This window comes from Tessaracoccus aquimaris, from assembly GCF_001997345.1.
In the GTDB taxonomy this organism is placed as follows: domain Bacteria; phylum Actinomycetota; class Actinomycetes; order Propionibacteriales; family Propionibacteriaceae; genus Arachnia; species Arachnia aquimaris.
The window spans coordinates 2,405,200-2,418,941 of record NZ_CP019606.1; the positions used below are offsets into that span (position 1 = coordinate 2,405,200).

Genomic DNA, 13,742 nt, shown 5'->3' on the forward strand with positions numbered 1-13,742 from the left:
GCTGAACCTACCGCACGCGACGTTCCTGGTCGCCTCCTGACACCTTCGCCAACTCGGCGGCGATCGCGGCGAACGCGGCCACGTCAAGCATCTCCCCGCGCAGCGTCGGTTCGACTCCCGCGCGTTCGATCACCTCGGCCGCGGCGCTGGCCGAACCGACCACCCCGGAGAGCGCGGCGCGCAGCATCTTGCGGCGCTGCGCGAAGGCCGCGTCGATCACCCTGAACGTCTGCTCGCGGGTGGCCTCGGTGTCTGGTGCGGGGCGACGCTCGATCCTGACGAGGCCCGAGTCGACGTTGGGAACCGGCCAGAACACCTTCGGCGGCACCGTCCCGACGCGCGAGGTCTCCGCGTACCAGGCGGCCTTAGCCGAGGGCACCCCGTAGGTCTTGGACCCGGGCGGCGCGACGAGCCGGTCGGCGACCTCCAACTGGACCATCACCAGCCCGCGCGTCCAGTCGGGGAAGAGTTCGAACATGCGCAGCAGCACCGGCACGGACACGTTGTATGGCAGGTTCGCCACGAGCGCGGTCGGCGCGACGGGCAGCGAGTCGACCTGCAGGGCGTCGGCGTTGACGACGTCGAGCCGCTCGGCCGCCTCAGGCCCCATCCGTTCGGCGACGGTGCGCTCGAGCCGCTCGGCGAGCCGGTCCTCGATCTCGACGGCGACCACGCGCGCGCCCGTCTCGAGCAGGCCGAGGGTCAGCGACCCCAGCCCCGGGCCGATCTCCAGCACCACGTCGTCGGCGGTGACGCCCGAGAGGGTCACGATGCGGCGCACCGTGTTGGGGTCGACGACGAAGTTCTGGCCGCGCTGCTTGGTCGGCTTCAGGTCGAGTTCCGCGGCGATCTTCCGGACGGAAGCCGGGTCGAGGAGGCCGGTCTCAGGCATCGCTGCCCCACTTTCCATAGGCGGCGAAGGTGTTGGCGACCACCCGGTCGCAGAAATCCGGCAGGTCGGCGTCGAGCAGGTCGGCGAGGAATCGGACGGTGTGCGGCAGCAGATACGGGGCGTTCGGCTTCCCGCGCCGCGGCTTGGGGGTCAGGTAGGGGGCGTCGGTCTCGACCAGGATCCGGTCGAGGGGGGTGGCGAGCGCAGCCTCCCGCAGGTTCTCCGCGGTACCGAAGGTCACGACGCCCGGGAAGGAGAGGTAGGCGCCGCGCTCGAGGCACCTCTCGGCGAAGTCGGCATCGCCCGAGAAGCAGTGCATCACCATGGTCTCGGGAACGCCCTCGTCGTCGACCACCCGCAGGATGTCGTCGTGGGCGTCCCGGTCGTGGATCATGAGCGTCTTGCCGTGCCTCTTCGCCCACCCGATGTGGGTGCGAAACGATCGCTCCTGCGCGGCGCGACCCTCGGGTTCGCGGGTGCGGTAGTAGTCGAGCCCCGTCTCGCCGACGGCGACCACGGCGTCGCGTCCCACCAACTGATCGATGACGGCGAGGTCCCGGTCGAGCGCCTCCTGCCCGCCCCGGAGGAAGGCGCGCGCGGCGTCGTTGGGGTGCAGCGCGATCGCGGCGCGGACCTGAGGGTCGCTCTCCGCGAGGTCGACGGCGAACCTGGCACCCTCGACGTCGCAGCCCACCTCGATGACCCTTGTCACCCCGACCTCCCGCGCGAGCCGCAGGTTCTCTGCCACCGGAAGCGACGAGTACTCGCGGGTGGAGTCGAGGTGGGTGTGGTTGTCGATGACGGGGCGTGGCAGCGGCTCAGGCAGCGGCGGCAGGCCCAGTTGCTCGATCACACTCATCGCGCCTCCTTGTCGGCCAACGCGGCCGCATACAGTTCTTTCCGGTTGGCACCGGTCAGCTTCGCGATCTCCCCGACCGCGGCTGACAGTTTCGCACCCTCGGCGACGCGCTGCCGAACCATGCCGAGCGCGTCCTCGACCGAGGTGGGCGCAAGGTCCGCGCCGGAGACGACCACCGTCACCTCGCCGCGGACGCCGTCTGCGGCCCAATCGGCAAGCTCGGCCAGCCCGCCGCGGCGGATCTCCTCGTAGGGCTTCGTCAGTTCGCGGCACACGGCGGCCCTGCGGTCGTCGCCCAGTTGCGCGGCGGCGTCGCGCAGGAACGCCTCGAGCCGGTGCGGCGCCTCGAAGAAGACCATGGTGCGCGGCTCGGTGGCCATCTCCTGCAGTCGGCGGCTTCGCTCACCGGACTTGCGCGGTAGGAAGCCCTCGAAACAGAACCGGTCGACCGGAAGGCCGGAGACGGCCAGCGCCGTCAGGACCGCGGAGGGGCCGGGGACGGCGGTGACCCGCAGCCCGGCGTCGATGCACGCGACCACGGCGCGGTACCCGGGATCCGACACCGATGGCATCCCGGCGTCGGTGGCGAGCACCACGCGTTGTCCGGCGGCGACGGCGTCGACCAGTTCGGCCGTGCGGGAGGCCTCGTTGCCCTCGAAGTAGCTGACGACACGTCCCTGGGGCTCGATGCCGAGGCGTCTGGTAAGCGTCACGAACCGTCGGGTGTCCTCGGCGGCGATCAGGTCGGCCTCGGCGAGCACCGAGCGCAGCGACTCGCTCGCGTCGGTCGAGGATCCGATCGGCGTAGCCGCCAGGATGAGGGCGCCACTGAGCAGGGGTTGCATGGCATCAGCCTATGATGCTTCCTGTGGTGACGACCCTGCAGGCGCTCGATGATGGCCGACTCCGCGACCGCGCCGCTGGCTGGGTCGTGACTTTGACGATCACGCTGCTGGCCTTCGGGCTGCGGTTCTACAACTTGGGCTTCCCGAACAAGATCCTGTTCGACGAGACCTACTACGCCAAGGACGCATGGTCCGTCCTGCAGAGCGGCTACGAGCGGAACTGGACGGACGGCGCAAACGACCTCCTCGTCAAGGGTGACACGAGCGGCATGCTCGACACCGCCGAGTTCATGGTGCACCCGCCACTCGGGAAACTCCTGATCGGCGCGGGCGAGCATCTCTTCGGCATGAACGCGTTCGGTTGGAGGTTCGCGTCGCTGATCTTCGGAACTCTGCTGGTGTTCTTCACGATCCGGATGGCGCGCCGACTGTCGCGCTCGACGCTCGTCGGCGCGATCGCGGGCATCCTGCTCACCTTCGACGGCCTGGCCTTCGTGATGAGCCGCTTGGCGCTGCTCGACATCTTCCAGGCGACGTTCGCGGTCGCGGCGGTGTCCGCGCTGCTGGCCGACCGGGACTGGTTCCGGCACAAACTCGCCGACTACCTGCGCAGGTACGACCTGCCCGACCTCGGCGGCCGCTTCGGGCCGCTGATGCTGTGGCGACCGTGGCGGATCGTCGCGGGTGCGCTGCTCGGCGCCTCGTGCGCGGTGAAATGGAACTCGATCTACCTGCTGGCCGCGATGGGCATCCTCGTGGTGTTCTGGGACCTGGGCGCACGCCGTCTGGCCGGAGCCGGGTCGCGCCAATGGCTCTCCCTCCTGGTCGATGCGCCCGCGGCCTTTGTGCAGTTGGTTGTCGTGGCCGTGCCCGTCTACATCGCGTCCTGGTACAAGTGGCTGACGACGACGGGCGGCTGGAGCCGCGACTGGGGCGAGAAGAACCCGACCGACCCGTGGGTGTTGCGCTTCGGGGACGCATTCGGGTCGCTGATCCACTTCCACCAGGAGATCTACGGCTTCCACACCGGCTCGTACATGATGGGCGAGTCGGTCCACCCCTACGACGCGAACCCCGCGGGGTGGTTGCTGATGCTGCGCCCGATCGGGATCGAGGCGGTCAACGACATCCAGCCGGGCACCGAGGGCTGCCAGGCCGTCGGCACCACGTGCATGCGGATCATCTCAGGCATGGGCACCCCGATCCTGTGGTGGGCGGCCCTGGTGGCGATCGTCCTGGCGATCGTCTGGTGGGTCGGCGGGCGCGACTGGCGCTTCGGCCTCCCGCTCGTCGCGATCGCCGCCGTGTGGCTGCCCTGGTTCCAGTACACGGACCGTCCCCAGTTCTTCTTCTACGCCATCATGATCATCCCGTTCAGCGTGACGATCCTTGCGATGGCGCTCGGCAAACTGCTCGGCCCTGCGCTCAGCCCGCACCGGATGCAGCGCGCGATCGCCGTCGGGGCATTGGTCGCGCTGATCATCTTCAACTTCGCGTTCATCTACCCGATCCTGACTGCCGAACTCATCACCAGGACGCAGTGGTGGTGGCGCATGTGGCTCGGCAACGCCTGGGTCTGACGTCCGTTTCACCACCCCAGTCAGTCCCGGGATTCCCGCGACGCTCGGGTGTCCGGTCACCGTAGCGTTTGAGCAGCATTCTGGGTTCGATCCCGATTCGAACGTGCAACCCCGACGGAACCGTCAACCACGTGCGAATGCTGCTCAACGCACGGCGCGACCCAAGCCCCCGACGGCGGCGAATCGCCTGGGCGTGCACGGACGGGACCGGGACGAGCTGGGGCGCGTCGCGCAGGCTGCCACCGTCGCGATTGAGCAGCATCCGGTGCTCGATCCCGATTCGAACGTTCAACCCTGACGAAGCCGTCAACGAGTTGCGGAAACTGCTCAACGCAGGACGCGACCCAAGCGTCAACGGCGCCAGAGGCGGGCGGTCGCGGCGCGCAACTGGCTGAGCGGCGGCAGGGCGTTGGCCGAGGCGCGGTAGTCGGAGAGGAGGCCGAACAGGTAGAAGCCGCTCGCCGTCCCGTTCATCAGTTCGCCGCGACCGTTGCCGCGCGCGTAGAACCCGCCAGGGATCGCGGAGGCACCGACGATGGGGCGACCGTGGTCGCTCGGGTCGATCGCCAACCGTCCGACCTCCAGGTCGGTTGCGCGCAACCGGTCAGCGGCGTAGGAGCGCAGTTCCTCGCTCGCCGCGTCGATCCGCGAAAGCGAGGTCTTCTGGCCGAGCACCAGGACGTCGTCGTCGACGGGGCGCACCATCCAGGCCGGGGAGTCGGCCTCGAGGCGTACCTCGTCGCGGCGCTTGGCAGGGACGCCGCGCACGACGGGCACCCACTGCACAGGACCGACGCGCGCCGCGCGCCCCCAGGGGCTGATCCCCAGCGTGTCGATCACCGCGACCCCGGTGGTCTGGCCGGGCTCGCGCACCCAAGCCCTGTTGTCACGGAACCGGACCCGAGTGATGCCCTCCCTGCGCACCAGGTGCGTCACGGTGACCGAGTCGACGACCTGTGCGCCTGCCGACACCGCCGCGGAGCGCAGCGACTGCGCATAGGCGACCGGGTCGACGCAGAGGGCCTGAGTGAGGATGGTCGCGCCGTCGGGTGCGACCAGGAGGTCGGCTTCGACGCCCGCCTCGCGGAACAGCGCGACGATGCGTCGGTTCTCCTCCTCGTCGGCGCCCGGGAGCGATCGGTCCCTGAGGGGCATCCGGGTGACGGCATCCGCGGTGGTCTCGATCTCCGCCATGCCAGCGATGTTGCGCTCGATGTGCTCGCGCGCCGCGGCAACGCCGTAGGCGTGGGCCATGTTCGCGATGGTCGACGCGTGGCCGACCGCGGCGACCCCGTGGCCGACCGCCGCGCTGCGTCCCGTCGGGTTGGGGTCGAGGACGACGACGTCGTAGCCGGTCTCGGCGAGGCGCCTGGCTGCGGTGAGCCCGGCGACGCTCGCCCCCAGAACCAGGACGTCGTGCGGCATATCTCCACCCTAGCTGGGCATTTCCCGTCGTCGACGCGGCCCCGCCGTTCGCCGTCGAGGCCCGCCATTGAACCCGTCGAGGGCCTTGCCTTGAGCATGTTTGGTAACTCGTTGCCGACTTGAACGTTCAACCCAGCCCCAGACGCAAACGAGCAACCAAGCATGCTCAAGGACCCACCATCCGCGGGCCGCGCGACGCGGACCCCTCGCGGACCAGTAGCATGCGGCGGACGAAAGGAACCTCCCCCATGTGGAAGCTGCACAACCACGGCGTTCTCGAACCCGGCGCCGTCGTGAAACCGACCGAACGACTCACCTGGGGAAGGACCATCGGCCTCGGCGCCCAGCACGTCGTCGCCATGTTCGGGGCGACCTTCGTCTTCCCGCTCCTGATGGGCCTCAACCCGCAACTCGCGGTGATGATGTCCGGCGTCGCGACGCTGATCTTCCTGTTCGTCGTCAAGCACCGGATCCCCAGCTACCTCGGCTCGTCCGCCTCGTTCGTGGGTGTCGCCACCGCGATCTACGCCAACGGCGGTAACCCTGCGACGCTGACCGGCGCGCTGTTCGTCGTCGGCCTGACGCTGTTCATGGTCGGCCTGATCATCCACTTCGCAGGCGCCCGCGTCATCCACAAGGCCCTGCCGCCGGTGGTCACCGGCGCCGTCGTGATGCTGATCGGCTTCAACCTTGCCCCCGTCGTCGCGACGGTGTACTGGCCGGTCGACCCGTGGCTGGCCTTCGTCGTGATGCTGATCGTCGTCGCGCTGTCGATCGGCCTGCGCGGCTTCATGGGCCGCATCGCGATCTTCCTTTCGCTGGTGATCGGCTACGTGCTGAGCTGGCTGGTCGACCTCACGTTCGGCCCGCTGACCGCCGCAGACGGTTCCGAGGCCTACCGCGTGAACTGGTCGAAGGTCATCGAGGCCGACTGGTTCGGCCTGCCTCCCGTCACCGACCTGGCCAACTGGGCGCTGAACTCCCCCACCAACGTGGTCGGCTTCCACCTTCCCCAGTTCAGCCTCGGCGCCATCGTCATCGCCCTGCCCGTCGTGATCGCCCTGATCGCGGAGAACGCGGGACACGTCAAGGCCGTCGCGGAGATGACCAAGGAGGATCTCGACCCGATGATGGGCCGAGCCATCGCCACCGACGGTGCGACCTCGATGCTGGCGACCGTGGTCGGCGCCGGCCCGACCACCACCTACGCCGAGAACATCGGCGTGATGGCCGCCTCGCGCGTCTACTCGACGGCCGCCTACGTGGTCGCGTCTGTCGTGGCGATCCTGTTCGGCTTCTCGCCCAAGTTCGGCGCCGTCATCTCCGCAACCCCGTCGGCGGTGCTCGGCGGCATCACCGTGGTGCTGTACGGCATGATCGGCCTGCTCGGCGCCAAGATCTGGCGCGAGAACAACGTCGACTTCGGCAACCCGCTGAACCTCATTCCGGCCGCTGCGGGCATCATCATCGGCGTCGGCAACGTGTCCGTGCCGCTCGGCGGCGGGTTCGAACTCGGCGGCATCGCGCTCGGCACCATCGTCACGATCGGCATCTACCACCTGGCGCGCCTGATCGCCCCCAAGCAGATGAAGGACGATGCCGACGGCGCGAGCCTCATCTACTCCTCGCCCGGCATCTACGCGGGCGACCCCGACGACGACCCGGTCGTCGAACCCGTAGAGGGCCCTAAGGGCCGCTGATCTCCTGGGCCCGGTCCGCAGCATGCGGGCTGGGCCCTTCTGCGTCCCGGATCCAAGCGCCCAGGCGAAGGACGGGGCGGCAGTTCAGGCGTGCAGCCAGTGGGCGGCGCCGAGCATCGGGGCGTCGTCGCCGAGTTCGGCCCCGCGCACCAGCACGTCGGGATGTGACTCCCCGAGCAGCGGCACGAAGAAATCGTCGATGAGGCCCCAGGAGCGGGCGATCGACCCGCCGAGCACCAGGGCCTCCGGGGCGAAGCTGTCCAGCCAGGGGGTGAGGCCACGGGCGAGGTCGCGGTACGCGTCGAAGAAGACGGCCCGCGCGTCGGGCTCGGACTCGACGGCTGCCGCGATGTCGCCGACGTCGACGAGGCGCCCCGTCCTGGCACGGTAACGCTCGATGAGGGCCCGCCTGGAGAACGCGTCCTCCAAGGGCCGCCCGTCGAGGCTGGCGAGGAACAGCCATCCGTGCGGCGGGACGCGGTCGCCCGACTCGACGACCCGCCCGTGGTCAATGAAGGCTGAGCCTAGACCGGTGCCGAGCGTCACGAACAGCACCCGGTCGGCGCCGCCCCCGGCGCCGAACTTGGCCTCGCCAAGCCCGAAGGCCGCGGCGTCGTTGAGGAAGCCGCAGCCGGTCATCGTGTCGACCCGCTCGACGAGCGCCGCCCCCAGGTCGACGTCCTCCAGCGAGTGGAACTTGTCCGCGCCCCGAAAGTCACCGATGCCTCGCGCGTAGTCGAACGGGCCAGGCATCGCGACGGCCCATCGGGTTGGTTCGGGCAGTGGCAGCCGCCTGGCGAGATCCGCCAGACGGCCGACCACCACCTCCTTCGACCCCGCCGAGTCCAGTGACTCACGCAACCGCTCCCCCACGACACCGCCGACAGGATCGACGAGCGCAGCGGCCACGTGCGTGCCACCGACCTCCAGGACGGGGACGTATCTCATCAGTCGCGTTCGCTGCCGCGCACGGACGCGGTGACGATGGCGACCTCCGAACCCTCCGCCTGGCCGTGCGGGCGGACCGTGTAGGCGCCCACGTCGGCCGGGATGATGAAGGTCTCCGCGTAGTGCACGACGAACGGCTCGAACGCCCCGCTCGGCGACTCGATGACCGCCTCGGCGCCCTCGACGAGGTGACAGACCCGCACCGTGCCCTGCGTGTCCATCGTGCGGGTGCCGCTCACCCAGGTGCGCCGCACCTCGATGAACTCCAGTTCGTGCAGCCCGGTGCGCTCCTCGCGCCACCCGTCGCCCTCGGCGAGCGGCTCGACCTGGTCGACGAGGTTCGCCGTGACCCACTCGGTGTCGCGGGACCACTGCACGTTGGCCTCGGCGTGGTCGAGGCTGATGGGCCGCGGCAGTCCGTCCAAGCCGAGTCGGTCCCAGTCCCACATCTTGAACGTGAAGATGTAGGGGGTCGCGGAGATCTCGAGCACCAGCGAATTGGCACCCGAGCAGTGCACCGTGCCAGCCGGGATCGGGAAGTGGTCGTGCTTGCGGGCCGGGAAGGTGTTGACGTAGTCCTCGGCCGGGAACGAGAAGCCACCCTGCTCCGCGCGGCGCAGGTCGTCGAACATCGCGGTGCGGTCGACGCCGGTGCGGGTGCCGAGGTACACGACGGCGTCGGGATCGGCGTCCAGGATGTAGTAGCTCTCGTCCTGCGTGTAGTGCATCCCGAAGTGCTCCTGGATGTACCCGGTGAGTGGGTGCACCTGCAGCGAGAGGTTGCCGCCGCCCATCGTGTCGAGCAGGTCGAAGCGGATCGGAAACTCGGGGCCGAAGCGCGAGAAGGTCTTCTCGCCAAGCAGTTCCCGCGGGTGGGTCATGACGAGGTCCATCGCGGGGATCTCGACGGTGACGCCGCCCGCGTCGAGCAGCAGGCTGTTCTCCTCGGGGACGCAGTCGAAGCACCAGGCGTAGTTGGGCGCCTCGTCGTCGAGGCCACACACCTCGCGCATCCATTGGCCGCCCCAGGTGCCGGGGTCGAAGTAGGGCACCACCCGGAACGGCTGCCCGACGGCCGCGGCGAGGCCCGCGCGCAGCGCCTCTCCGGTGATGGCTCTTGGCTCCTCGACGCTCTCGACGGTGTCGAGCAGCAGGTCGACGTCGTCCCAGATGGCGCGCTTGTGAATGTCTGCGGTGCGCCACTCGACGAAGAAGGCGCGCTTGTACTTGCGCAGCACGTCCCCGTCGTTGTTGTCGCAGCGCCAGTTCGGGACTCCTGCGCGGAACCGCAGTTGGGCCTCCCAGCGGGGCAGGTCGGCAAGCACCAGCAGGTCGGGTTCGGGGGCTGCGAGGCTCGCGCCCCAGCCGACCAGGACGACGGGGCCGTCGCGGCCCTCGACCTCTCCGGAGATCGCGGCGAGCGCCGCCTCGTCGTAGAACTCGCCTAGGCCGATGTGAGCGAGCACCCCGAAGACGCGGTCGTCGGTCAGGTGCGGCTCGATGCGGGCGTCGATCTCGGCCATCGACCGGGCGGCCTCCTCGACGTTGAGCACCCGCCGATCCGGGAATCGGGCCGCGAGCACCGCGACCAGTGCCTCGACGTCGACGCCCGGGTAGCAGTCGACGACCGTGACCGAACGTTCCGCCGCGGTCCTGGCGGCGATCTCGTCGAAGACGCCCGCCCCGCTCCACCCTCCCGGTGCGCCAGGGATGGCCACCGTTGGCCGAAGGTCGTAGTTGCCAAAGCCGTACATCGAGTCACTCCGCTCAGTGCAGAACCGCCGAGAATGACGATAACGATAACGGTGGGTCTGGTCGTTGTCTACCCGGTACGCGGAAGTCGCCGCATCAAGGGCGGGGATGCTGCTTGGCGTCCCCCGGCCAGCGCAGCGAGGTCGCGAGGGTGAGCGTCATGGGCGGCTGCTTCTCCTCGGCGTTCTCAAGGCGCTGCAGGACACGACGGGCAGCGGTGCGACCCATCGCGCGCGGGTCGTGGTCGACGAGCAGGACCGGAAGCGGCACGAGCGCTGACAGCGGGAAGTCGTCGACGCCGACCAGCGCCATCTGGCGCCCCTCGCGGGAGAGCCGCAGCAGTGTCTCGATGATGCCGATCGTCACCTGGTTGTTGGCGGCGAACACCGCGGTCGGCGGGTCGTCGCTCGCGACCATCTGCTCCAGCGCCACCCGGGAGGTCTCCGAATCGGAACAGGACCGCGACACCAGCGCCGGGTCGACGGGCAGCCCTGCCGCCGAGTGCGCGGCAACGTAGCCCTCGTAGCGGCGCTGGGCGGTGGTGACGTGCTTGGCATTGCCCAGGAAGGCGATCCGCCGGTGCCCCGCCTCGATCATGGTCTCGACGCCGCGCCGGGAGCCGCCCGCGTCGTCGATGAGCACACTGTCGGCCTGGATCGAATCGCTCGAGCGCGACGCGAAGACGATGGGGGTCTGGCGCACCTGGTCGGCCGCGAGGTGGGACGCGTCACCGCCGCCTGGCACCACGATGAGGGCGTCGACCTGGCGTGAGACGAAGTCGGCGACCAGTCGCGCCTCACGCTCCGAGTCGGCGTGGCTCATGCCGACGAGAAGCCGGGTGCCCGCCTTGTCCATGACCTCCTCCACGCCGAGCAGCAGTTGCGCGTAGTAGGGGTTTTCGATGTTGGTGATGATGACACCGACAAGGCCGGTCCGGTCGCCCGCGCGGAGCCGTCTGGCGTTCTCGTTGCGTCGGTAGCCGAGTTTCACGACGGCCTTCTCGACGCGCCTGCGGGCGTCGGGGCCGGCGCCGGGCGATCCGTTGAGGACGCGAGAGACGGTCATCGCGGAGACCCCCGCCTCCGCGGCGACGTCGTAGACGGTGGGGCGCTTCTGCTGTTCCCCCGCCTTGCGCGCCCGATTCATATCAATACCGTAACTCTTCGCGAGAATTTTCGCCGAAACACTACGTTATCGATAGCGCAATGTGTCACACTCCTCTCAACGCTTGCGTTCACGAGGGAGTGATCATGACCGGAACCACCAACCTGCCAGGACCGTCGCGTCGCGCCGTGCTCGCGGCCGCCGGGCTCGGGGCCATCGCGATTCCGTCCGTTGCGCACGCTGCGCCCCGCCCGTCCGGGCTCGGGCCGCTCAGCGTCACCGCAACGCCCGACACCCAGCTCAACGCCATGTTCACCAACTACGGCAACACGGGCGGGCAGTGGGTGGGAGCCGACAGCACCTACTCCGTCCGGCTGAAGGACGGTCGCACCGCATGGGTCTTCTCGGACACCATCTACGGCGACGTCGTCAACGGGACTCTTTCTCCCACCGACTCGTTCTTCATCAACAACTCAATCATCGTGCAGGACGGCCAGAAGCTCAGCACCGTCACCGGGGGGACGTCCGATCACCCCGAGGCCATCGTCGGCATGGACGGCGACGCGTGGCACTGGTTCGGCGCCGCCCAGACCCGCCCCAACGGAGACGTCCAGATCGGGGTGCTCCGCTTCGAACGCTTCGGCACCGGCGCCTGGGACTGGGGCTGGAAGTCGAACCGGCTCGTCACGCTCGACCGCCGGACCCTGAAGCCCCGCTCCGTGACGCCGCTCCCGTCGGCCGCCGGTGTCCAGTGGGCCTCCTGGTTCCTGCAGCAGCCGGGCGTCACCTACGTCTACGGCGTCGAGGACCTCGGCGCGAGCAAGTACATGCACCTGGCCCGGGTCCGCTCGGGCGACCTCAGTTCCACCGGCAAGTGGGAGTACTGGACCGGCTCCGGGTGGTCCCGCACCGAGACGGACTCGGCCCGCATCATCGTCGGGGTGTCGAACGAGTACAGCGTCACCGCGTTCGGCGGCGGCTACCTCCTGATCACCCAGGACACCAACGAGCTGTTCTCGAGCCGGATCCTCGCCTACCGCAGCGACTCGCTGACCGGCCCGTTCGTCGACCCGATCGAGGTTTACCGGATGCCTGAGGTCGGCCCGTTCGGCAGCTACGGCGACCCGAACATCTTCGGCTACAACCCGCACGAGCATCCCGAGCTCCGTCGGGGCAACGAGTTGGTCATCAGCTACAACATCAACACCTTCGACAACATGGCGATCTACGACGACGTCACGATCTACCGACCGCGGTTCATCCGCGCCACCTTCACCCACCGCTGAGAGGACACACCCATCATGAAACGACGCCACTTCATTGCAGGCACGCTTGGCTCGGCGGCCGCGCTGACGCTCGCCGCCTGTTCGGGCAACACCGAGCCGGGCGGTGGCGGAGGCGGTGCCACCACGGTCCCGTCGAAGCCCGCCGAACCGGTGACCCTCAACTTCTTCACAGACAAGGCCGCCTGGGAGCCGAGCTTCAAGGACATGAACACGGCCTCAGCGGGCCAGAACATGTCGCTGAAGTTCACCGGCTACTCGGATCCGACCGCCTATGACACGTTCATCAAGCAGTCGTTCCGCACCAAGAAGATCCCCGACCTGTTCACCTGGCACACGGGAAGCCAGACCCAGGAACTGGTCGAGCAGGGGCTCATCGCCGAGACCTCTGCGCTGTGGGCGAAGGCCGAGACGGATGGTCTCGTGCCCCCGGGGATCAAGGACAACTACACGATCGAGGACAAGCAGTACGGCGTCCCGCTGAACATCGCCTACTGGGTGATGTACTACTCGAAGTCCGTCTTCGAGAAGCACAACCTGACGCCGCCGACGAGCTTCGCCGACCTGCTCGCGATGGCCGACACCCTCGTCGCGGCGGGCGTGACCCCGTTCCATCAGATGAACATCATCTTCGAGTTCGTCTGGTTCCAGGCGCTGCTGATGGGTTCCAACCCCGACGTCTACGACAAGCTCTCGCGCGGCGAGGCGAAGTACACCGACGACGCGGTGGTGAAGGTCGCCCAGCAGTGGAGCGACATGATCGGCAAGAAGTACTTCATCGACCCTGGGTCGACGACCGATCCCCAGACGCTGCTCAAGACCGGCCAGATCGCGATGATCTACATGGGCACCTTCTTCACGGGCCAGCTCACCGCGAGCGAGATGACCTCGGGCAAGGACTACGGGGCGTTCGTCTTCCCCAACATGGATCCCGCCGTCGCCCGGCCCCAGATGGCCCTCGAGACCGGCCCGCTCCTGGCGGGCAAGGGCGCGGCCAACGAGGCCGCCGCGCTCGCCTACAGCGAATGGTGGATGTCCACGGAGGCGCAGAAGGCCTGGTCGACGTCTCGCGGCGACATCTCCTTCAACCCGGAGGTGCCGAGCGACGACCCGGAGATCGGCCCGATCGTCAAGGACATCGCAGACAAGGGCAAAGACTTCCAGGTGCACACCCGCTACCTCGAGGCCACCCCGAACGCGATCTACACGGTCGCCTCCGAGGTGTTCGGCAAGCTCGTCACCGACGGTGGGGACCCGATGCCGGGACTCCAGAAGATCCAGGCCGCGGCCGACGAGTACTGGAGTTCGAAGTAGTGACCGCGTCCCCCGGGCCAACGGCCCGGGGGACGTTGGT

Annotated in this window: 11 protein-coding genes; 4 read left to right on the top strand and 7 right to left on the bottom strand. The window is 68.8% G+C overall.

Annotated elements, in window-relative coordinates:
* Positions 1–7: 7 nt before the first annotated feature.
* From rsmA to rsmI, 3 genes are read right to left on the bottom strand one after another with little or no spacing between them, the layout of a single operon-like run.
* Entirely contained in the window at positions 8–892 is an 885-nt protein-coding gene (gene rsmA / locus BW730_RS11295; protein ID WP_077686323.1) for a 16S rRNA (adenine(1518)-N(6)/adenine(1519)-N(6))-dimethyltransferase RsmA, read from the bottom strand.
* Positions 885–1,751, bottom strand: a complete 867-nt coding sequence (locus BW730_RS11300) for a TatD family hydrolase (RefSeq protein ID WP_077686324.1) — start codon at positions 1,749–1,751, stop codon at positions 885–887. Before BW730_RS11300 ends, rsmA begins: the two co-directional genes overlap by 8 nt.
* Positions 1,748–2,596, bottom strand: coding sequence for a 16S rRNA (cytidine(1402)-2'-O)-methyltransferase (gene rsmI, locus BW730_RS11305; protein ID WP_077686325.1), 849 nt, complete (start codon positions 2,594–2,596; stop codon positions 1,748–1,750). Before rsmI ends, BW730_RS11300 begins: the two co-directional genes overlap by 4 nt.
* A 26-nt stretch (positions 2,597–2,622) precedes the next feature.
* Between rsmI and BW730_RS11310 the strand changes: the two genes are divergently transcribed.
* Entirely contained in the window at positions 2,623–4,176 is a 1,554-nt protein-coding gene (locus BW730_RS11310; protein WP_193432340.1) for a dolichyl-phosphate-mannose--protein mannosyltransferase, read from the top strand.
* A 351-nt stretch (positions 4,177–4,527) separates the two neighbouring features.
* On the opposite strand, the gene BW730_RS11315 is transcribed toward BW730_RS11310, so the two are convergent.
* Entirely contained in the window at positions 4,528–5,601 is a 1,074-nt protein-coding gene (locus tag BW730_RS11315; protein WP_077686326.1) for an FAD-dependent oxidoreductase, read from the bottom strand.
* 248 nt (positions 5,602–5,849) lie between these two features.
* Between BW730_RS11315 and BW730_RS11320 the strand changes: the two genes are divergently transcribed.
* Positions 5,850–7,301, top strand: a complete 1,452-nt coding sequence (locus tag BW730_RS11320) for a uracil-xanthine permease family protein (protein WP_077686327.1) — start codon at positions 5,850–5,852, stop codon at positions 7,299–7,301.
* Positions 7,302–7,385: 84 nt separating this feature from the next.
* On the opposite strand, the gene BW730_RS11325 is transcribed toward BW730_RS11320, so the two are convergent.
* The 3 genes from BW730_RS11325 to BW730_RS11335 form a co-directional block, all read right to left on the bottom strand.
* Entirely contained in the window at positions 7,386–8,249 is an 864-nt protein-coding gene (locus tag BW730_RS11325; protein ID WP_077686328.1) for an ROK family protein, read from the bottom strand.
* Positions 8,249–10,003 (bottom strand): class I mannose-6-phosphate isomerase, encoded by a 1,755-nt coding sequence (locus BW730_RS11330; RefSeq protein ID WP_077686329.1) that lies wholly within the window; start codon positions 10,001–10,003, stop codon positions 8,249–8,251. The genes BW730_RS11325 and BW730_RS11330 overlap by 1 nt, the downstream gene beginning before the upstream one ends.
* 94 nt (positions 10,004–10,097) lie before the next feature.
* Complete coding sequence (locus tag BW730_RS11335) at positions 10,098–11,147, bottom strand: LacI family DNA-binding transcriptional regulator (protein ID WP_077686330.1); 1,050 nt, start codon at positions 11,145–11,147, stop codon at positions 10,098–10,100.
* A 104-nt stretch (positions 11,148–11,251) separates the two neighbouring features.
* Between BW730_RS11335 and BW730_RS11340 the strand changes: the two genes are divergently transcribed.
* Positions 11,252–12,391 carry a DUF4185 domain-containing protein gene (locus tag BW730_RS11340; protein ID WP_077687637.1) on the top strand — a complete coding sequence of 380 codons (1,140 nt, stop codon included), beginning with the start codon at positions 11,252–11,254 and terminating at the stop codon, positions 12,389–12,391.
* A gap of 15 nt (positions 12,392–12,406) precedes the next feature.
* Entirely contained in the window at positions 12,407–13,702 is a 1,296-nt protein-coding gene (locus BW730_RS11345) for an ABC transporter substrate-binding protein (protein ID WP_077686331.1), read from the top strand.
* The last annotated feature ends 40 nt before the right edge of the window (positions 13,703–13,742 follow it).

Coding starts and splice junctions, on each gene's coding strand:
- rsmA (WP_077686323.1), bottom strand. CDS start 892: ATGCCTGAGACCGGCCTCCTCGACCCGGCTTCCGTCCGGAAGATCGCC.
- BW730_RS11300 (WP_077686324.1), bottom strand. CDS start 1,751: ATGAGTGTGATCGAGCAACTGGGCCTGCCGCCGCTGCCTGAGCCGCTG.
- rsmI (WP_077686325.1), bottom strand. CDS start 2,596: ATGCAACCCCTGCTCAGTGGCGCCCTCATCCTGGCGGCTACGCCGATC.
- BW730_RS11315 (WP_077686326.1), bottom strand. CDS start 5,601: ATGCCGCACGACGTCCTGGTTCTGGGGGCGAGCGTCGCCGGGCTCACC.
- BW730_RS11320 (WP_077686327.1), top strand. CDS start 5,850: ATGTGGAAGCTGCACAACCACGGCGTTCTCGAACCCGGCGCCGTCGTG.
- BW730_RS11325 (WP_077686328.1), bottom strand. CDS start 8,249: ATGAGATACGTCCCCGTCCTGGAGGTCGGTGGCACGCACGTGGCCGCT.
- BW730_RS11330 (WP_077686329.1), bottom strand. CDS start 10,003: ATGTACGGCTTTGGCAACTACGACCTTCGGCCAACGGTGGCCATCCCT.
- BW730_RS11335 (WP_077686330.1), bottom strand. CDS start 11,147: ATGAATCGGGCGCGCAAGGCGGGGGAACAGCAGAAGCGCCCCACCGTC.
- BW730_RS11340 (WP_077687637.1), top strand. CDS start 11,252: ATGACCGGAACCACCAACCTGCCAGGACCGTCGCGTCGCGCCGTGCTC.
- BW730_RS11345 (WP_077686331.1), top strand. CDS start 12,407: ATGAAACGACGCCACTTCATTGCAGGCACGCTTGGCTCGGCGGCCGCG.